General features: G+C 64.7%; 15 protein-coding genes and 1 pseudogene. 10 read left to right on the forward strand and 6 right to left on the reverse strand.

Annotation, left to right across the window (positions count from 1 at the left end; genetic code table 11):
• Positions 1-12: 12 nt before the first annotated feature.
• From CKW40_RS09775 to CKW40_RS09785, 3 genes are all read left to right on the forward strand, one after another.
• Positions 13-1,020, forward strand: a complete 1,008-nt coding sequence (locus CKW40_RS09775) for an iron ABC transporter substrate-binding protein (protein ID WP_095199759.1) — start codon at positions 13-15, stop codon at positions 1,018-1,020.
• A 167-nt stretch (positions 1,021-1,187) separates the two neighbouring features.
• Positions 1,188-2,768 (forward strand): ABC transporter permease, encoded by a 1,581-nt coding sequence (locus CKW40_RS09780; protein ID WP_179297902.1) that lies wholly within the window; start codon positions 1,188-1,190, stop codon positions 2,766-2,768.
• Positions 2,765-3,847 (forward strand): ABC transporter ATP-binding protein, encoded by a 1,083-nt coding sequence (locus CKW40_RS09785; protein ID WP_095199686.1) that lies wholly within the window; start codon positions 2,765-2,767, stop codon positions 3,845-3,847. Before CKW40_RS09780 ends, CKW40_RS09785 begins: the two co-directional genes overlap by 4 nt.
• A 104-nt stretch (positions 3,848-3,951) precedes the next feature.
• Here CKW40_RS09785 and CKW40_RS09790 read toward each other — a convergent pair whose 3' ends face one another.
• From CKW40_RS09790 to CKW40_RS09805, 4 genes are all read right to left on the reverse strand, one after another.
• Entirely contained in the window at positions 3,952-5,052 is a 1,101-nt protein-coding gene (locus CKW40_RS09790) for a sn-glycerol-3-phosphate import ATP-binding protein UgpC (protein ID WP_095199687.1), read from the reverse strand.
• 12 nt (positions 5,053-5,064) lie between these two features.
• The gene (locus CKW40_RS09795; protein WP_095199688.1) at positions 5,065-5,979 is read right to left on the reverse strand and encodes an ABC transporter permease subunit; all 915 of its coding nucleotides are present in this window, start codon (positions 5,977-5,979) and stop codon (positions 5,065-5,067) included.
• 7 nt (positions 5,980-5,986) lie between these two features.
• Positions 5,987-6,871 (reverse strand): carbohydrate ABC transporter permease, encoded by an 885-nt coding sequence (locus CKW40_RS09800; RefSeq protein WP_095199689.1) that lies wholly within the window; start codon positions 6,869-6,871, stop codon positions 5,987-5,989.
• Positions 6,872-6,978: 107 nt separating this feature from the next.
• On the reverse strand, positions 6,979-8,331 hold the full coding sequence (locus CKW40_RS09805) for an extracellular solute-binding protein (protein ID WP_095199690.1): 1,353 nt from the start codon (positions 8,329-8,331) through the stop codon (positions 6,979-6,981).
• A 242-nt stretch (positions 8,332-8,573) separates the two neighbouring features.
• Between CKW40_RS09805 and CKW40_RS09810 the strand changes: the two genes are divergently transcribed.
• Both CKW40_RS09810 and CKW40_RS09815 read left to right on the forward strand, forming a co-directional pair.
• Positions 8,574-9,608, forward strand: a complete 1,035-nt coding sequence (locus CKW40_RS09810; RefSeq protein ID WP_095199691.1) for an endonuclease/exonuclease/phosphatase family protein — start codon at positions 8,574-8,576, stop codon at positions 9,606-9,608.
• A 152-nt stretch (positions 9,609-9,760) separates the two neighbouring features.
• Positions 9,761-12,210: pseudogene (locus CKW40_RS09815) on the forward strand (putative bifunctional diguanylate cyclase/phosphodiesterase).
• Between the two features lie 62 nt (positions 12,211-12,272).
• Here the strand turns inward: CKW40_RS09815 and tlpA are convergent.
• Positions 12,273-12,953, reverse strand: coding sequence for a thiol:disulfide interchange protein TlpA (tlpA, locus tag CKW40_RS09820; protein ID WP_095199692.1), 681 nt, complete (start codon positions 12,951-12,953; stop codon positions 12,273-12,275).
• Between the two features lie 37 nt (positions 12,954-12,990).
• Between tlpA and argH the strand changes: the two genes are divergently transcribed.
• From argH to lysA, 3 genes are all read left to right on the forward strand, one after another.
• Positions 12,991-14,391, forward strand: coding sequence for an argininosuccinate lyase (gene argH / locus CKW40_RS09825; protein WP_095199693.1), 1,401 nt, complete (start codon positions 12,991-12,993; stop codon positions 14,389-14,391).
• A 70-nt stretch (positions 14,392-14,461) separates the two neighbouring features.
• Positions 14,462-14,668: a hypothetical protein gene (locus CKW40_RS09830; protein WP_095199694.1), complete on the forward strand. Its 207-nt coding sequence runs from the start codon at positions 14,462-14,464 to the stop codon at positions 14,666-14,668.
• A 69-nt stretch (positions 14,669-14,737) separates the two neighbouring features.
• Positions 14,738-16,006, forward strand: coding sequence for a diaminopimelate decarboxylase (gene lysA, locus CKW40_RS09835; RefSeq protein ID WP_095199695.1), 1,269 nt, complete (start codon positions 14,738-14,740; stop codon positions 16,004-16,006).
• 18 nt (positions 16,007-16,024) lie between these two features.
• On the opposite strand, the gene CKW40_RS09840 is transcribed toward lysA, so the two are convergent.
• Positions 16,025-16,327: an ArsR/SmtB family transcription factor gene (locus tag CKW40_RS09840; RefSeq protein WP_095199696.1), complete on the reverse strand. Its 303-nt coding sequence runs from the start codon at positions 16,325-16,327 to the stop codon at positions 16,025-16,027.
• A gap of 50 nt (positions 16,328-16,377) precedes the next feature.
• Between CKW40_RS09840 and CKW40_RS09845 the strand changes: the two genes are divergently transcribed.
• Both CKW40_RS09845 and CKW40_RS09850 read left to right on the forward strand, forming a co-directional pair.
• Positions 16,378-17,319 carry a threonine/serine dehydratase gene (locus CKW40_RS09845; protein ID WP_095199697.1) on the forward strand — a complete coding sequence of 314 codons (942 nt, stop codon included), beginning with the start codon at positions 16,378-16,380 and terminating at the stop codon, positions 17,317-17,319.
• Positions 17,320-17,435: 116 nt separating this feature from the next.
• Positions 17,436-20,027 (forward strand): TIGR02302 family protein, encoded by a 2,592-nt coding sequence (locus CKW40_RS09850; RefSeq protein ID WP_095199698.1) that lies wholly within the window; start codon positions 17,436-17,438, stop codon positions 20,025-20,027.
• The last annotated feature ends 24 nt before the right edge of the window (positions 20,028-20,051 follow it).

Genomic DNA, 20,051 nt, shown 5'->3' on the forward strand with positions numbered 1-20,051 from the left:
GAGGATGACGCCATGAAATTCACCCTTTCCGCCCTTGCTGGTGCCGCCGCACTTGCAATCAGCCTGGCTGCCGGTCCGGCGATGGCCGAGGACGCCGGCATCATCGTCTACAACGCCCAGCACGAAAGCTTGGCCAAGGAATGGGCCGAAGGCTTCACCAAGGAAACCGGCATCAAGGTCACCTTGCGCAATGGCGGCGACAGCGACTTCTCCAACCAGATCGTCGCCGAAGGCGCCGCCTCGCCAGCCGACGTGTTCCTCACCGAAAACTCGCCAGCCATGGTGCTGGTCGAGAATGCCGGCCTGTTCGCGCCGGTCGACGCCGACACGCTGGCCCAGGTACCGCAGGACTACCAGGCCGCCAGCGGCAAATGGGTGGGCGTGGCCGCGCGCAGCACCGTCTTTGCCTACAACACGACCAAGCTCAAGGCCGACCAGTTGCCCAAGTCGCTGCTCGACCTCGCCGATCCGAGCTGGAAGGGCCGTTGGGCGGCCTCGCCCTCGGGCGCCGATTTCCAGGCCATCGTCAGCGCTTTGCTGCAACTCAAGGGTGAGGCCGCCACGGCGGACTGGCTGAAGGCGATGAAGGCGAATTTCACCGCCTACAAGGGCAACAGCACCGTGATGAAGGCGGTCAACGCCGGCGAGATCGAAGGCGGGGTGATCTATCACTATTACTACTTTGGCGATCAGGCCAAGACCGGCGAGAACAGCAAGAGCGTCGCGCTGCACTATTTCAAGAACCAGGATCCGGGCGCTTTCGTCTCGGTCTCCGGCGGCGGCGTGCTCGCCTCGAGCAAGCATCCGAAGGAAGCCCAGGCCTTCCTGAAATGGGTGACCGGCAAGGGCGGCCAGGACGTGCTGAAGAACGGGACCTCCTTCGAATACGCTGTCGGTAAGGGTGCCGGGTCCAACCCGAAGCTGGTGCCGCTGGTCGATCTGCAGGCACCGAAGGTCGACCCCACGACGCTGAACTCCAAGAAGGTCACCGACCTGATGACGGCAGCCGGCTTGCTTTAGTTGCCGTTCGTCCTGATAAGGACGTCAGACCGTGCTCCCGCGGGACTTCCGCGGGAGCGTTTTGTTTTCGAGATGGCATTCGTCGATGACGACACGCTGCGTTCCTGGCCGCGATCGCGGTTCTTCAATTGCTGCCGCTGGACGGCAGCGGCACGGCGTCTGACCTGATGCAGTCCGCCGTCGATCTCACGCGCTCGGGCTTGCCGCCGAAGATGCGCAGAAGGCCGCAGCGGCGGGCGGCACCCTGGCTTGTCACTGCCGCTGTTCTCGTCTCGCTGCTCGCCCTTGTACCGCTCGCCTTCATCATCTGGATCGCGGTGCAGACCGGCTGGGAGACTGTCTACGCACTGGTCTTCCGGCCGCGCGTCGGCGAACTGCTGGTCAACACCACGCTGCTCGAGCTGCTGGCCGTGCCGATCGCCATCGTGCTGTCGGTCGCACTGGCCTGGCTGACCGAGCGCAGCGACCTGCCCGGCGCCCGGCTGTGGGCCTGGCTGTGCGTGGCGCCGCTCGCCATCCCCGCTTTCGTGCACTCCTATGCCTGGATCACCATGGTGCCCGGGCTGCACGGCCTGTGGGCTGGCGTGCTGGTGTCGGTGATCGCCTATTTCCCCTTCCTCTATCTGCCCATATCGGCGGCGCTGCGCCGTCTCGACCCCGCCCTCGAGGATGCGGCTGCCGCCCTTGGCCTTGGACCCTGGCGCGTCTTCTGGCGGGTCGTGCTGCCGCAGCTCAGGCTCGCCATCTGCGGCGGCTCGCTGCTGGTCGGACTGCATCTGCTGGCCGAATACGGCCTCTACGTCTTCATCCGCTTCGACACCTTCACCACCGCGATCGTCGACCAGTTCCAGTCGACCTTCAATGGACCGGCCGCCAACATGTTGGCCGGCGTGCTGGTGACTTGCTGCTTCGTGCTTCTGGGTCTCGAAGTGCTGGTGCGCGGCGAGGAGCGTTATGCCCGTGTCGGCTCCGGCGCGGCGCGCTACCAGCAGCGCACGAGGCTCGGCCGCGCCACCGTTCCGAGCCTGGCCTTGCTGGTCGTCACCACGCTGCTGGCGCTTGGTGTGCCGTTCGTCACCATCGGCCGCTGGCTCGTCGCCGGCGGCGCCGATGTCTGGCGTCTCGACGAGATCGGCCTGGCGCTCGGCCAGACGCTGTTCCTGGCGCTTGCCGGCGCGCTGCTCGCCACCGTCGCCGCCATGCCGATGGCCTGGATCTCGATCCGCGCGCCGGGGCCGTTGCAGCGCCTGCTGGAGGGTTGCAACTACATCGTCGGCTCGCTACCGGGTGTCGTCATCGCGCTGGCGTTGGTCACCATCACCGTGCGCATTGCGCTTCCGCTCTATCAGACGCTGTTCACCATCCTGGTCGCCTATGCACTCATGTTCCTGCCGCGGGCCCTGGTCAGCCTGCGCGCCTCGATCGCCCAGGCCCCGGTCGAACTCGAGCGCGCCGCGTCCAGCCTTGGCCGGCGTCCGCTCAACGCGCTGTGGTCGACGACCATCCGCCTGTCGGCACCCGGTGCCGCGGCCGGCATGGCGCTGGTGGCGCTCGGCATCATGAACGAACTGACCGCGACCCAGATGCTGGCGCCGAACGGCACCCGCACACTGGCGATGGCGTTCTGGTCCTACAGCGGCGAGATCGACTACGCCTCGGCGGCGCCTTACGCCTTCATCATGGTGGCGATGTCGCTGCCGCTGACCTGGCTGCTCTATATCCAGTCGAAACGGATGGCTGGACGATGAGCTTTCTCGAAATCAGCGGCCTGCACAAGCATTACGGCCCGGTCGCCGCACTGGCCGGCGTCGACCTCAATGTCGCCAGCGGCAGCCGGACCGCAATTGTTGGCCCCTCCGGCTGCGGCAAGACGACCTTACTGCGGCTGATCGCCGGCTTCGAGGCACCTGACCAGGGCCGCATCGTGCTCGACGGCGAGGTGCTGGCCAATGGCGGCGCCGCTGTCCCGGCGCATCGCCGCGGCATCGGTGTGGTGGCGCAGGACGGCGCGCTGTTCCCGCATCTGACCATCGCGGACAATATCGGTTTCGGCCTGGGCCGCGGCGAGGACAAGCGCACCGAGCGTATCGTCGAACTCGCCTATATCGTCGGGCTGGACAAGGCGATCCTCAAGCGCCGCCCGCACGAACTCTCCGGCGGCCAGCAGCAGCGCGTGGCGCTCGCCCGCGCCATGGCGATGAAGCCAAGGCTGATGCTGCTCGACGAGCCGTTCTCGGCCTTGGATACCGGCCTGCGCGCCTCGATGCGCAAGGCGGTGGCCGAACTGCTGGAGGCGGCCGGCATCACCACCATTCTGGTGACGCACGACCAGGCCGAGGCGCTGTCCTTCGCTGCCCAAGTGGCGGTGATGCGCGACGGCATATTCTCGCAGGTCGGCACGCCGCGCGATCTCTACCTCAAGCCGAAGGACAGGATGATCGCCGAATTCCTCGGTGATGCCATCATCCTGCCGGCAAGCATTTCTGGCGGCTTCGCCAGCTCGCCACTCGGCCGCATCGCCGTCGACACCAATGACAGCCGCGATATCGCCCGCATCATGCTGCGGCCGGAGCAGATCGGGCTGAAACGGACATCGCGCGAGGGCATGTCGGGCACGCCGGACATGCTGTTCGGCGAGGTGACGGAATCGGAATTCGCCGGCTCGACATGCACGGTCGCGGTGCGGCTGCTGAACAACGCCGATCCGCCGGATGCCGCCGCGATCGGCAACACGCCGCTGATCCTGCGCAAATCCGGCATGGATGCCCCGGCGGTCGGCGAGATCGTGCGGCTCACCGTGTCCGGAAAGGCACATGTGTTCACCTGAAGGTCTGACGGCGCTGCGCCCGGCATGCAGTGGCGAGGTCACGCGATGATGCGTTTTCCGGATTCGGCCGAGTAGATCGGCCACTGCTCAACGAGGCTTGAGAATCAGAGCGCCGGCTCGGGTACGGACGCCTTGAAGACATCGAGGCGGCTTCCCGTCTCCGGCGAGAAGAAATGCATGTCCTCCGGCGAAAACTTCAGGCCGACCGGGCTGCCGGGTTCAGGGTGGATGGCCTCCGACGTCATCACCGAAAACGGTGCGCCGTCGAGATCGACATAGATGACCCGGCCCGCGCCCAATTCCTCGACCAGGTCGACAGTGGCCTTGAGCGCGCCCGCAGTATTCGGCGCCACCAGGCGCACGGCTTCCGGCCGGATGCCCATCGCGACCTTGGTGCCGACCGGCAGGCCGGCGCGTGTCATGGTCAGGTGCCGGCTACCGCCGAGCAGCGACAGCCCGTCGAGCTCGACCGTGCCTTCCAGAATGTTCATCGCCGGCGCCCCGACGAAGGTGGCGACGAAGCGGCTGGCCGGACGGCTGTAGACTTCCGCCGGTGTACCGACCTGTTCGACCCGTCCGCCATTCATCACCACCAGCCTGTCGGCAAGCGTCATCGCCTCGACCTGGTCATGAGTGACGAAGACGGAGGTGGCGTTCAGCCGGCGGTGCAGCTTGCGGATTTCCGAGCGCATCTGCACGCGCAGCTTGGCGTCGAGATTGGACAGCGGCTCATCGAACAGGAACACCTTTGGCTCGCGGATCATCGCCCGGCCCATGGCGACGCGCTGGCGCTGGCCGCCGGAAAGCGCCATCGGCTTGCGGTCGAGCAGGTGTTCGAGCTCGAGCGTACGCGCGACCGCCTGGATCCGCTGTGTACGTTCCGCCGAGGGAACGCCGGCAACCTTGAGCGAATAGCCGATGTTCTGCGCCACGCTCATATGCGGATAGAGCGCGTAGTTCTGGAACACCATGGCGCAGCCGCGCTCGCGTGGTTCCAGTCTGTTGACCACCGTGCCGTCGATGGCGATCGTGCCGCCGGAAATGTCCTCAAGCCCGGCGATCATGCGCAGCAGCGTCGACTTGCCGCAGCCGGACGGTCCGAGGATGACGACGAATTCGCCCGAGGCGAAGTCGAGGTCGACACCGTGCACGACCTGCGTCTTGGCGTAATTCTTCTTGACGCCGCGTATGGTGATGGAGGCCATTTTTGTCTCCTGTTATTTCTCGGTGGCGATCAGGCCACGCACGATCCAGCGTTGCATGAGCACCACGACAAGCAGCGGCGGCAGCATGACGATCAGCGTGCCGGCCATGGCAATGTGCCATTCCGGAGTGCCGCCGACATTGGGGATCAGCTGTTTGAGCTCGGTCACCGCCATCGCATGCGACTGGTCGGTGGTGATGAGCAGCGGCCACAGATACTGGTTCCAGGCCCACAGGAACATGATGGTGCCGAGCGCCGCCATATTGTTGCGCGACAGCGGAAGAAGGACATCGATGAAGAAACGCAGCGGCCCTGCACCGTCCATACGCGCTGCCTCGGTCAGTTCATCCGGCACGGTGAGGAAGAACTGCCGGTACAGGAACGTACCGGTGGCCGTGGCGACCAACGGCAGGATCAGTCCGGGGTAGGAATTGAGCAGCCCGAGGCTGAGCGAGACCTGCACGCCCGACACCTTCTCGATCAGCCAGCTCAAGCCTATCACGTCGAAAATGGCCTGATAGGGCGACAGCACATTGGCGACGACCGCGTAGGTCGGCACGATGCGCACTTCCAGCGGCAGCATCAGGGTGACGAAGATCAGCCAGAAGATGAACATCCGGCCGGGAAAGCGGAAATAGACGATCGAGAAGGCGGTGAGCGCCGAAATGATCACTTTGCCCGCCGCCACGCCGCCGGCGACGATGAAGCTGTTGAGCAGCTTGGGGCCGAGACCGGCCGTCACCCACGCAGTCTTGATGTTGACCCAGAAGTCGCTGCCCGGCAGCAGCGACATCGGCACATCGTTGACATCCCGCAGGTTGTGCGACGCGGCGATGGCGACGACCACGAACGGCGCGACGCAGAAGACAAAACCGACGAACAGGATCAGATGCGTGAACAAATTGAGGAATGGGGTGCGCTCTACCATGTCATCCTCACCCGTAATGCACGCGCCGCTCGATGAAGCGGAACTGGAAGATGGTGAGCACGATGATGAGCAGCATCAGGATGATGCTCTGCGCGGCGGCACCCGAATAATCCAAACCTTTGAAGCCGTCGGAATAGATCTTGTAGACCATCAGATTGGTCGCGTTCGCCGGGCCGCCTGATGTCATGATGTCGACGATGCCGAAGGAATCCTGGAAGCTTTCGGTGATGTTGATGACCAAGAGGAAGAAGATCGTCGGCGTGATCAGCGGAAACTGGATGTCCCAGAAACGCCTGATGACGCCGGACCCGTCCATCGCCGCCGCCTCGATAAGCGAACGCGGGATGGCCTGGAATGCGGCCAGGAAGAAGATGAAGTTGTAGCCGACATATTTCCAAGAGAAGGCGACGATGATCGACGCCATGGCATCCGCGCCATCGAGACCCGGATCCCAGATCCCCGGCCACATCCGGTTGATGGCGGAAAGGAACCCCGCCTCCGGCGCCAGGATGAAGCGGAACGCCAGTGCCAACGCAGGTGCCGCGATGCCGTAGGGCCAGATCAACACCACGCGATAGAGCCGCGAGCCGGCGAGCTGCCGGTCGGTCAAGGCGGCGAGCACCAGCGCGATGAACATCGCAAGACCGGTGCTGATGCCGGCAAAGACAAGGCTGGCGGTGATCGAGTTCCAGTAGTCGGCGTTGGACAGGATCGAACGGAAATTGTCGAGCCCGACCCAGATGTTGCCGCCGCCCCAGGGCTGCTGCAGCGTCAGCGACCAGTACACGGCCTGGCCGGCCGGCCAGTAGAAGAACGTGAAGATCAGGAGGAGTTGCGGCACCGCGAAAAGGATGCCAATCGTCCAACTGCTGAAGGTGACGCGTTTTTCCATCGGTCCGCCGATGCCGCTGAGCGGCCAGTCACGTTTGCATTAAATACGCGAAACAACTGCCCGTCGACTCGAAGCATGAGTCGACGGGCAGCCTGAAAATTAAGCGATCAGGGCAGGGTCTTGCCCGGATAGGTCTGCTGGAAGCGGTCGAGGATGGCGTCGCCATTCTTGACCAGCGTGTCGAGGCCTTCCTGGACGCTGACCTTGTTGGCGAAGATCGCCTGCATCTGCGTGCCGAACTCGGCGCGGATCTGGGTGAAGTTGCCCAGGCGCACACCGCGGGTGATTTCGGTCGGCTCGGAAGCGGTCAGGCTGGCGATGGCGGTTTCACGGCCCTTGTAGGGCGCCTTGTCGTAGAAGCCGCTGGACTTCATGTAGTCGAAGCCCGACTTGGTCACCGGGATGTAGCCGGTGTTGGTCGACCAGAACAATGCGGTCTTGGGATCGTGGATGAAGTTCAGGAACGCCGCGGCGCCCTTGTATTCCGCATCCGACTTGCCGGAGAGAACCCAAAGCGAAGCGCCGCCGACGAGCGAATTCTTGCGCTCGGTGCCGGCATAGACCGGCAGTTCGGCGACATCCCAATTCATGCCTTCCTTATGCGTCTTGCCGACGGTGCCGTGGTCGCCGACCGAGGTCATGATGACCTGGCAGGTGCCCGAGGCGAAGGCCTGGACCATGTCCTGGCCGAGGTCCTTGGATTTGATCTTGATCAGGCCGGCATCATACCATTTCTTGAGATCGGTGACGTACTGCACGAATTTGGTCTTGTTGACTTCCAGGCGCGCGTCGAGGCCGTCGTAGCCGTTGTTCTTGGTGGCGATCGGCTGATTGTGGATGGCCGAGAACTGCTCCATCAGCTGCCAGCTCTCATTGGCCGAAATGTTGATGGCCATCGGGCATTCATAGCCGGCATCCTTCATCGCCTTGAGGTCGGCGCCGACATCTTCCCAGGTCTTCGGCGCCTCGGTCTTGCCGATCTTGGCAAAGGCGTCCTTGTTCCAGTACAGCAGCGCGGTCGAGGAATTGAACGGGAAGGACAGCATCTCGCCCTTCGACGTCGCGTAGTAGCGCGCGATACCGGGGAAATAGTCGGCATAGTCGATCTTGTAGCCGTTTTCTTCCATCAGCTTGTCGGCGGGCTTGTAGGCGCCCGACAGCATCATGGTGGCGGTGCCGACGTCATAGACCTGGACGACGGCAGGCTGCTTGCCGGCGCGGAAGGCGGCGATGGTGTTCTGCAGCGTGGCGTCGTAATTGCCCTGGCTGGTGCAGACGACTTCATAGTCGGTCTGCGAGGCGTTGAAGTTCTTGCACAGCGTGTCGACGACGCGGGCGAGATCGCCCGAAAGGCCGAACCAGAAATCGAATTTTACCGGCTCTGCAAAGGCAGGCATCGCCAGCGCGGTGCTGAGCGCGCCAGCGGCAAGGGCAGCAAAGCCCCGCTTGATCATGGTCATGGTTTTCCCTCTTGAGTGGCTGGTGACAAGGGTCTTGCGCAAGTCCTTGCCCGCTCTCTTAGAGAAGGTATGTGACAGTTCTGTTGTGGGCCTCCGGCCTTTGCACAGCTGCTCGCTCCTCTCCCTCGGCGGCTTGGCCGGCATCAAAACGTCACACCGGCGTCCTAGGTAGCTAGGGCGACTGTCGGGGACGTAAAGACCATGATCGGCCGCTATGATTATCCGGCTAAAGGGATGATGAAATGCTGGTGCAGCAACTGACGCATGTGTCCATCGCCGACAGGCAGGCGATGCGCGAAGGCCCGCGCGACAGCGCCACCCATTTGCGGCATGCCGCCGCCATTCCGGCCCTCGGCCAGATCGAAATCGGCGGCACGGCATCGCGCGCCAGCGCCGGCGAGAGCCTGAAGGTGGTGACCTGGAACGTCGAGCGGCTGCGTCATGTCGACGCCATTGCGGCAACGCTTGCCGCGCAGGTTCCCGACATCGTGCTGTTGTCGGAAGTCGACCAGGGCATGGCGCGTTCCGGCAACGGCCATCCGCTGCGCACAGTGGCCGATAGGCTCGGCCATGCCTTCGCCTATGGCGTCGAGTTTGTCGAACTTGGCGGCGGCAACGAGGCCGAGCGTTCGGCCACCGGCGAGGCCACCAATGCGGAAGGCTTTCACGGCAATGCCGTGACCAGCGCCGTCCCGCTGCTCCGCCCCTTCCTGGTGCGCCTCGACGCCGCCGGTGGCTGGTTCCGGCCGGAACGCGGCCAGCCCCGCGTCGGCGGGCGCATGGCGATCGGTGGCCAGGTGCAGATCGGCAACCGCAGGGTGACGGTCGTCTCGGTGCATCTGGAAAACCGTACCGATCCGGCCGGCAGGGCCATCCAGACGCGCCACCTCCTCGACGCCATCGACAAGTATGATCCGGAAGCGCCGGTGCTGCTTGGCGGCGACTTCAACACGCTGACCGCAAGCCATAACGAACGCCATGGCGATCCGGCGGCCTGGCTGGCACGGGTCGCGGCCGAACCGGGCCGGCTGATCGATGTTGAACGCCACGAGCCGCTGTTTGCGGTTCTCGCCGGGAGCGGCTTTGACTGGCAGGCCGCCAACAACCTCGACCTGCCCACCCAGCGGCGTGAGGCCGGGACGCCGGTCGGCCGCATTGACTGGTTCTTCACCCGCGGCCTCCTGGCCAGCGCGCCTGCCGTTATCGCCGCCATATTGCCGGACGGCAGTCCGAGTTCGGATCATGAAGCCCTGGCGGTGACCATTCGCCTGAAATAGCTGGCCTCAGCCGGAAAAAGCCTGTCATCCCGGCAGCCATGTTGCGCCGGGAAAGCACGCTATGGTTGCAGCTGACTTCATCGATCCTTCAACAGCCAAGCTTTATTCAGTCATATTTCGTTTTTTATTTCCAATGGGCTTGGGGAAATAAGATGTTGACTGTCTACAATTGCATCGTGAACCAGCACGATCTGAGACTGGTCGCACTTGCCGCGCTGATCTGCGGGATTTCCTGTTTCTCTGCTGTCAGCCTGCTTCGCCACATCAGCCGCTCGACAGACCGGAACCGGCTGGCCTGGCTGATGATCGCGGCGACTTCGACCGGTTTCGGCATCTGGGCAACGCATTTCATCGCCATGCTTGCGTTCACGCCGGGCATACCCAGTGCCTACGATCCGTGGCTTTCCGTGCTTTCGCTCGCCGGCTCGGTCGCGCTGACGGCGGCCGGCATGTGGATCGCCACCTTGCGGGACGAGTTCGAGTATCGTCTCGTCGGCGGCGCCGTTCTGGGCGCGGTATCGCGGCCATGCACTATATCGGCATGGCGGCATTCGAGGTCCAGGGCCGGATCGAATGGAACCTGTTGCTTGTCGCCGTTTCCTTGCTGGCGGGCGTAACGCTTGCGGCGCTGGCGCTGCATGTCGTTCTGCGCCGTCCCTCCTTGGCAGCAACATCCGTCGGCGCGGTGCTGCTGACGCTGGCGATCTGCACCTTGCATTTCATCGCCATGGGGGCCGTCTCGATCTTTCCCGATTCCTCGATCGTCATATCCGAATACACGATCGAGCCGACCTCGCAGGCCTTCGCGGCCGCCGCCGCCACGCTGGTGATCCTGGTGCTGTCGGCATCGGCGCTGTGGATCGATTTGCGCTTCCGTCGCCAAAAACTCGAAGTCGACCGCATGCACGGCCTGGCCAATGCCGCCGTGGAGGGCCTGATTGTCTGTGACGGCAACCGCATCGTCAGCGCCAATGACAGCATGGGCAAACTGACCGGCACACTGGCCGCGACGTTGAACGGCATGGAGCTGGGCGAGATCTTCGACGAACGCACCGCAAGCGAAGCGGCGAGCGTTGAAGGCCAGCCGTGGGAGGCGGAGTTGAGGAACCGCGACGGAACGCGAATTCCCGTCGAACTGATCGCCCGAAGCATCGACTATTGCGGCAAGCCCCACAACGTCATCGCCGTCCGCGACATCCGCGAACGCAAGAAGGCGGAAGAGGAGATCCTTCGCCTCGCCCATTTCGACCCGCTGACGGGACTTGCCAACCGCCGCTCCTTTTCCAGCCGTCTCGACGCGGAAATCGCATCGATGAACCGGAACGCCAATGCCGACAAGGGCGCCAAACCCCGGCATCTCGCGCTCCTTTTGTTCGACCTCGACCGTTTCAAGGAGGTGAACGACCTTTACGGGCATGGCGCCGGCGATGCGATGCTGCAGAAGGTGGCGACCTGCGCTGCCGGCGTTCTGCGCCATGGACAGATGCTTGCGCGCCTCGGCGGCGACGAATTCGCCATCATTGCCCCCAACCTGCCCGACCCGCAGGCGGCGGGCCGCATCGCGGGGGCGCTGCTCGCCGCCATGCGTGAGGAGAACCGGGCCGCGGCTGGTGGCGGGCTGGTCTCGGCCAGCATCGGCATCGCGGTCTATCCGCTCGATGCCGAGGACCAGACCAGCCTGATCAGCCACGCCGACACGGCGCTCTACCGCGCCAAGACCGAAGGCCGGGACACGTATCGCTATTTCGAGGCGTCGATGGGCGCCGAAGCCCGCGACAAGCGCATTATGGAGCACGAATTGCGCCAGGCCGTGGTGCGCGGCGAATTCTACCTCGTCTACCAGCCGCAGAAGGAGATCAGCAGCGGCAGGATGGTTGGCTTCGAAGCCCTGATCCGCTGGCGCCATCCCGAACGCGGCGACGTCTCCCCGGCAATATTCATCCCGGTGGCCGAAGACAGCGGCGCCATTGGGCAGATCGGCGACTGGGTGCTCGACGCGGCCTGCGAGGAAGCCGCCCGCTGGGAAAATCCGCTGACGGTCGCCGTCAACGTCTCCGCGGTCCAGCTTCACAATCCCAATTTCAGCCGCAAGGTCCACGAGACCTTGCTAAGAACAGGTCTTGCTCCGACAAGGCTGGAACTCGAGATCACCGAAACCGCGCTGGTGAAGGACATGCCGCGTGCGCTGGCAACCCTGCGGCAGGTCAAGTCGCTCGGCGTGCGCGTGGCCATGGACGATTTCGGAACCGGCTATTCCTCGCTCTCCAACCTGCGCGCCTTCCCCTTCGACAAGATCAAGATCGACTCGTCCTTCATCAAGGCGGTCGATACCAACGGCCAGGTCGCCGCGATCGTGCGCGCCGTGCTGGGGCTGGGGCGCGGCCTTGGCCTGCCGGTTCTTGCCGAAGGCGTCGAGACGCTTGGAGAGCTGAAGTTCCTGGATGCGGAAGCTTGTGAGATCGGCCAGGGCTACTATCTCGGCAAGCCGGCGCCGATCGAGGCGTTCGACGACCTGACCGGCAACGGCAAGCGCACTCCGGTGCGCGCCGACCGTCGGGATGGCAGTCTCGTATTGCTCAAGCCAAGCGCGCGCTCAGCCTGATGTCAGCAGCCCAATACCGAATTCGGTTTTGGGCGACAGGCTGCCGAATACAGGCATGAGGTTCACGAACCGAGTGCCGTCTCGACCAGCCGCCTGGCGTCAGGCCCCGACCATTCGGCCGGGCCGTTCATATGCGCGATCAGGCAGCCTTCGCCGTCGATCAGCATGGTGACGGGAAGGCCGAGCGCCAGGCCGCGCGCCTTGAGGTCGTTGAACAGCGCCACCGTCGAATCCCGGTAGTAGCCGAGCGCCTTGACGCCTGTGTCCTTGAGAAACTTCTTCGGCTTCACATCGTCGCCGGCGTCGACATTGACGGCAACGACCTGAAAGGTATCGCTGCCTTTCTCCTTCTGCAGCGCATCGAGCGCCGGCATTTCGGCACGGCACGGCGCGCACCATGTCGCCCAGAGGTTGAGCAGCACCGTCTTGCCGGCATGGTCGGCGATCGTCATCGGCTTGCCGTCCGGACCATTAAAGGCAAGACTCTTCATCGACTGCGGCGGATCGGCGGGCAAAAGCGCGGCGACCTCGCCGGTGGCAGCGGCCGCGATCTTCTTGGCGCGGTCGCTCTTGGCGGCACAGGCGACATCATCCTTGCTGCCGCCGACCGCCACCTGGGCCGGTGCATTGTTGCCAGACCGGCTCTCGCTGACATATACCGCGACCGCGCCGGCCAGCGCTCCCGCCACCAGGGCGGCGAGGATCAGGCGCGGGGCCGGGAAAAATCTGTTTCCGTCTGCCATTTTCTCACAACTGCTCCGAAGCACGGGTTTTATAGCGATGAGCGACAAGAAGACCAGCAACCAGATGTGGGGCGGACGATTTGCCTCGGGTCCGGCCGCGATCATGGAAGCGATCAACGCGTCGATCTCGTTCGACCGCAAACTCTACGCGCAGGACATCCGCGGCTCGATCGCCCATAGCGAGATGCTGGCGCAAACGGGCATTATTTCGGCGGCCGATCAAGAAAAAATCGCTCACGGCCTGAACACGATCCTGAAAGAGATCGAGGCCGGCAGCTTCGAGTTTTCGACCAAGCTCGAAGACATCCATATGAATGTCGAGGCCCGCCTCGCCGACCTGATCGGCCCGGCCGCCGGCCGCCTGCACACCGCGCGCTCGCGCAACGACCAGGTGGCCGTGGATCTAAGGCTTTGGGTCAAGGACGAATGCATTCGCGTCGCCGAAGCGCTGAAGGGGCTCATCACGGCGCTGCTGGAGCGGGCCGAGGAGCATGCGGCGACCGTGATGCCGGGCTTTACCCATATGCAGGCGGCGCAGCCGGTGACCTTCGGCCACCACTGCATGGCCTATGTCGAGATGTTTGCGCGTGACCTGTCGCGCGTGCGTGATGCGATCGAACGCATGGATGAGAGCCCGCTCGGTGCGGCCGCGCTTGCCGGCACCAGCTTCCCGATCGACCGCCACCAGACCGCCAAGGCGCTCGGCTTCCGCGAGCCGATGCGCAATTCGCTGGACAGCGTTTCCGACCGCGATTTCGCCCTGGAGTTCCTCGCCATGGCGGCGATCTGCGCCACGCATCTGTCGCGGCTGGCCGAGGAGATCATCATCTGGTCGACGCCGCAATTCGGCTTCATCAGGCTGTCGGACTCGTTTTCCACCGGCTCCTCGATCATGCCGCAGAAGAAGAACCCCGACGCCGCCGAACTGGTGCGCGGCAAGACCGGCCGCGTCAACGGCCATCTGGTCGGCCTGCTGACGGTGATGAAGGGCATGCCTTTGACCTATGGCAAGGACATGCAGGAAGACAAGGAATCGGTGTTCGACGCCGCCGAGACGCTCGACCTGATGCTGGCGGCGATGACCGGCATGGTCTCGGACATGACGATCAACGCCGCCGCGATGAAGAAGGCCGCCGGCTCCGGCCACGCCACCGCGACCGACCTCGCCGACTGGCTGGTGCGCACGCTCGGCCTGCCGTTCCGCGAGGCGCATCATGTCACCGGCCGCGCCGTGGCGCTGGCCGAGGAGAAGAAGGTGAGCCTGGAAAGGCTTTCGCTGGAGGATCTGCAGTCGATCAACCCCGGCATCACGACGGACATATTCTCGGTGCTGGCGGTGCAGAACTCGGTCAAGAGCCGCACCAGTTTCGGTGGCACCGCGCCGTCGGAAGTGAGGAAGCAGATTCGCTACTGGAAAAAGCGACTGGCGAAAGGCTGAGCCAGGGTGCAATACGCAGAGAACTCGGCTAAAAGCGGCGGCTGACAAAACGTTTCGGACGGATGGATCGATGACCGGAAGCAGGATTTTGGTGACGCTGACGCTGCTGGTGGCGATGGCCGCCGTGACCGCCTGCGGCCGCAAGGCTGGTCTCGACACGCCCTATGAAGCGGCCGAACAGGCGCGCAAGGATGCCGAAAGGGCCAAGCAGCCGCTGCCGCCAGAGCCGGAAAAACCGGTCAAGGACAAGAAGTTCATCCTCGACCCGCTGATCTAGAACCGATCAGACCGGGTTTGGTCTTCTAAACCCGATCTCTTCGTGCTCCAACTTTCCGGAACCACTCTCGTGAACCATTTCGACTACCGCGACGGCGTGCTGCATGCCGAGGACGTGGCAATCCCCGATATCGCCGCTCAGGTCGGCACGCCGTTCTATTGCTATTCCACAGCCACGCTGACCAGGCATTACCGCGTGTTCGCCCAGGCCTTTGCCGGCCTCGACACGCTGGTCTGCTACGCCATGAAGGCCAATTCCAACCAGGCCGTGCTGCGCACCCTGGCCAAGCTCGGCGCCGGCGCCGACGTGGTCTCGGAAGGCGAATTGCGCCGGGCGCTGGCCGCCGGCGTCCCGGCCGGCAAGATCCTGTTCTCCGGTGTCGGCAAGACCGCGCGCGAAATGGACTTTGCGCTGGAAGCAGGCATCCTTTGCTTCAACGTCGAATCCGAGCCGGAACTCGAGCTCCTGTCGGCCCGAGCCGTGGCTCTCGGCAAGGTGGCGCCGATCTCGCTGCGCATCAATCCCGATGTCGACGCCAAAACTCACAAGAAGATCTCGACCGGCAAGGCCGAGAACAAGTTCGGTATTGCGTGGCAGCGGGCGCGGCAGGTCTATGCCCGGGCGGCGACGCTTCCGGGCATCAAGATCACCGGCATCGACACCCATATCGGTAGCCAGATCACCGAGTTGCAGCCCTTCGACGACGCCTTCGCCTTGCTGGTCGATCTGGTCGGCACGCTACGCGCCGACGGCCATGCCATCGAGCATGTCGATCTCGGCGGTGGGCTGGGCATTCCCTACCGCGTCGACAACAACCCGCCGCCTTTGCCCGATGCCTATGCCCAGATCGTCAGGAAGCATGTCACCAAGCTCGGCCTGAAGGTGATGTTCGAGCCGGGCCGGCTGATCGTTGGCAATGCCGGCATCCTCGTCTCGGAAGTGATCTTCGTGAAGGAAGGCGACGCCAAGAATTTCCTGGTCGTCGACGCCGCCATGAACGATCTGATCCGGCCGACGCTCTACGATGCCTTCCACGACATCAAGCCGGTCGTGCAGCCGCCGGCCGACACCCCGCGCATGATGGTCGACGTGGTCGGCCAGGTCTGCGAGACCGGCGACTATCTCGGCGTCGATCGTGACTTGCCCAGGCTGAAGGCCGGCGATCTCGTTGCCGTTTCCACCGCCGGTGCTTACGGCGCCGTGCAGGCCGGCACCTACAACACCCGCCTGCTGGTGCCTGAGGTGCTGGTCGACGGCGACCGTTTCCACATCGTGCGCCCGCGCCTGACCTATGACGATCTGATCGGGTTGGATTCGGTGCCCGACTGGCTTGCGTAGAAGCGTCCGTCGGCAGCGCTACAGCCGGTTCTGGAGGAGCGCCCTTGTGTCGGCGATCCTGTCTTCGTCGCGGCGGTAGAACGTCCATTGCTTGATGCGCTTGGGCCGCAGCAGGCGGGCCTGGGTGAGCACGCGCATATGCTCGGAGAGCGTCGCCTGCGTGATGCCGAGCTTCTCGGCGATCAGCAGCGCGCAAACGCCGTCCTCGACCAGATCGCCGTCGGCCTGGGCCGGGAAATGCGCGCGCGGATCCTTCAGCCAGTCGAGGATCTGCAGCCTGCGTTCGTTGGCGATCGCCTTGAAGACATCAACCTCTTGCATTTAGCCATTTTGCCAAGTTACTAATTACTGTCAATCCCGAGGAGATCGCCATGTCGCAGGGCAGCACCGTCACACGCGAACGCATTGCCGCGATGGAACCGCGCATCCGACCCTATATCAGGCACACGCCAGTGCTGCGCGTCGACATGGCCGACTTCGACCGGCCGTCGCTGGCGGTCGACCTCAAGCTCGAATGCCTGCAGCATTCCGGTTCGTTCAAGGCGCGCGGCGCCTTCACCAATCTGCTGGAAAGGCCAGTCCCTGCGGCCGGTGTCGTCGCCGCCTCGGGCGGCAATCATGGCGCCGCCGTCGCCTATGCCGCGATGCGCCTCGGCCACAAGGCGACCATCTTCGTTCCCGAGGTCAGCCCGCAGGCCAAGCTGGACCGCATTCGCGGCTATGGCGCCGACCTCGTCGTCGGCGGTGCCCGCTATGCCGAGGCGCTGGCCGCCAGCGAACGTTTCGCGCAGGAAACCGGCGCCTTGCAGATCCACGCCTTCAACCAGGAGGAAACGCTGGTCGGCCAGGGCACGCTCGGGCTCGAAATCGAGAATGACTTGCCTGAGATCGACACGCTGCTGGTCGCCGTCGGCGGTGGCGGCCTGATCGGCGGCATCGCCGCCTGGTATGCCGGCCGTATCCGCATCATCGCCATCGAGCCGGAGGGCGCGCCGACGCTTCACCGCGCCTTCGAGGCCGGCCATCCCGTCGACGCGCCGGCGGAAGGCATCGCCGCCGATTCGCTGGCGCCAAAGCGCGTCGGCGAAATGATGTTTCCGATCGCCGAAGCTTTTGTCGAGCGCTCCATCCTGGTCAGCGACGACGACATCATCGCCGCCCAGAAGGCGTTGTGGAACCGGGTGCGCATCATCTCCGAGCCGGGTGGAGCTGCCGCCTTCGCCGCAATCCTGTCCGGCCGCTACACGCCGGCACCTGGCGAACGCGTCGCCGTGCTGGTCTGTGGCGCCAACGCAAACCCCGCCAATTTCTGATCGCAGCCATAGCGGCGGGCTTCACGTTTTTTGAAAGCGCCTCGCCTTTGCCGTGTTTGCTGGTATTCTTCGAGTCGTGAGGATCGGGCTATCCCGCCTGATTCCAGGAAGGGCCGATGACGCAACGACCCACCTCTAGCGATCGCGGTTTCGCCGGGCGCCTTGCGCTCAGCCGGCTGGCGACGCGGGTCTCGATGATGGTCGAGCGCGGCTGGCCGCTGCTGCTGCCGCTGATCATTGTCGCCAGCCTGTTCCTGAGCATCTCCTGGTTCGGCGTTTTCTCCCGTCTACCGGATATCGCGCGCATCGGCCTTGTCGCGGCATTCGGCCTGGCAGGGCTGGCGGCGCTCTATCCGTTGCGCTTCTTCCGCTTGCCTGGGCCCGCCGAGGTCGACCGCCGCATCGAGGCCGCCAACGAACTGCTGCACAGCCCCGTGCTGGTGCAGTCTGACCGGCCAAGCGGCCGGGAAAGCAGCTTCTCGCAGGCGCTGTGGCGCGAACACCAGAAGCGAATGGCGGCAAGGCTCGATAGCCTCGGCGCCGACCTGCCGCGCACGCGCGTACCGGAGCGCGACCCTTGGGGGCTGCGCGCCGTGGCGGCGCTCCTGCTCGTCACCGCCTTTGCCTTCTCCTTCGGGCCGACCGGCGGCAGGATGACTGACGGCTTCAGCGCCCACGGCGCGCATGATGCCGTGCCGCCGCGCATCGATGCGTGGGTGACGCCGCCGGCCTACACCGGCAAGCCGCCGATCTTCCTGACCGCCGACGCCAACCAGGCGACGCCGACGTTTCATGTCCCCGAGGGCAGCGACGTCTCCTTGCGCGTCACCGGAGGCTCGGGCGAGGAAACGCTCGCCTATGCCGACAAGGATGGCAATGCTCGCACCATCGACCCGGCCGGACCGCAGGCCGCCACCGCCAAGCCAGCCGTGAGCCCGGCGGCGCCATCAAAGGTGCGCCAGTTCACCGGCAAGCTGACCGGCGACGGCACGCTGACTCTGAAATCGGGCGAGGACCAGCTCGGCCGCTGGGCCTTCGCCGTGATCGCGGACAAGCCGCCGCAGATCCGCTTCGTCGGCGAGCCCAAGCGCGCCGCCAACGGCGCCTTCGAACTCAACTACCAGATCGACGACGATTACGGCGCCGCCACCGCCAAGGCGGTCTTCGAACAGGCCGACCCGCAGGCGCCGGATGCGCATCCACTCTACGGCCCGCCCGAAATGCCGCTGGCGCTGCCGCGCCGCGGCGGCAAGTCGAATGCCGCCAAGACCACCAAGGACCTGACCGAGCATGTCTGGGCCGGCAGCAGCATCAAGCTGACGCTGGTCGCCACCGACGACGCCGGCCACACCGCGTCGAGCGAAACCAAGACGCTGGTGATGCCCGAGCGGCCGTTCGCCAATCCGCTGGCCCGGGCGGTGATCGAACAGCGCCGCCTGTTGGCGCTCGACGCCAATGCCAAGCCCCGCGTGGTTGACCTGATCGACGCCATCACGCTGCGGCCCGAAGACACGTTCGACAACATGTCCCACTACCTCGCCATCATGAGCGCGCGCAGCCGGCTGAAGCTGGCCGGCAACGACGATCAGCTGCGCAGCGAGGTCGCCTATCTCTGGGAAATCGCGCTCGGCATCGAGGAGGGCAACCTCTCGGCCGCCGAGAAGCGGCTGCGCCAGGCGCAGCAGGCCCTGCAGGACGCCATCAAGAACGGCGCCAGCGACCAGGAAATCGAAAAAGCGATGAAGGAACTGCGCGAGGCGATGAACCAGTTCCTGCAGGAATTCGCCGAACGCGCCAAGCAGAACCCGAATGCGCCGCAGATGCAGCAGAACGGCCAGGAACTGCGCCAGAGCGACATCGACCGGATGATGGACCAGATCGAGAATCTGGCGAAATCGGGCGATCGCGACAAGGCGCAGCAATTGCTGTCGCAGCTGCAGGACATGATGAACAATCTCCAGGCCGGCCGTCAGCAGCAGGGCGGTGAGCAGGACAGCCAGATGCGCCAGCAGATGGACAAGCTCGGCGAAATCCTGCGGCGCCAGCAGGAGATGATGAACGACACCTTCCGCATGGACCAGATGCAGCGCGGTGAGCGCCAGCGCGGAGAGAACCGCGACGAGCAACTTGGCCAGGGCGGTGGCGAAGACCAGGACAAGCCAGGCGTTGGCCAGGACCGCGATCCGCTGGCGAGGCCGAAGCCGATGACGCCGCAGGAATTCGCCGATGCGCTGAAGCAGTTGCAGGAAGGCCAGGGCCAGCTGAAGAGCGATCTCGATAAGCTGAAGAAGAGCCTCGAAGGCATGGGCATGGAGCCCAATGAAGGATTTGGCGAGGCCGGCAAGTCCATGGGCAGCGCCGAGCAGGCGCTTGGCGAGGGCCAGGGCGACGAGGCCGTCGGGCACCAGGGCCGGGCGCTCGAGGCGCTGCGCAAGGGCGCCAAGGACATGATGAAGCAGATGCAGGCCATGCAAGGCGACCAGGGCGGCAGCCAGGAAGGCGGGCGTCAGCAGAATGCCGACCGCGACCCGCTCGGCCGGCCGCGCGCCAGCCAGGGTCCGGATTTCGGCGATTCGGTGAAGGTCCCCGACGAGATCGACGTCCAGCGCGCGCGCCAGATCCTGGAAGCGATCCGCAAGCGGCTCGGCAACGCGCTCAGCCCCGATATCGAGCGCAGCTATCTCGAACGGCTACTTGAGCTGAAATAGGGACCGCCGCCCCCAAACCCTGCC

The sequence above is a fragment of the Mesorhizobium carmichaelinearum genome, assembly GCF_900199455.1.
In the GTDB taxonomy this organism is placed as follows: domain Bacteria; phylum Pseudomonadota; class Alphaproteobacteria; order Rhizobiales; family Rhizobiaceae; genus Mesorhizobium; species Mesorhizobium carmichaelinearum.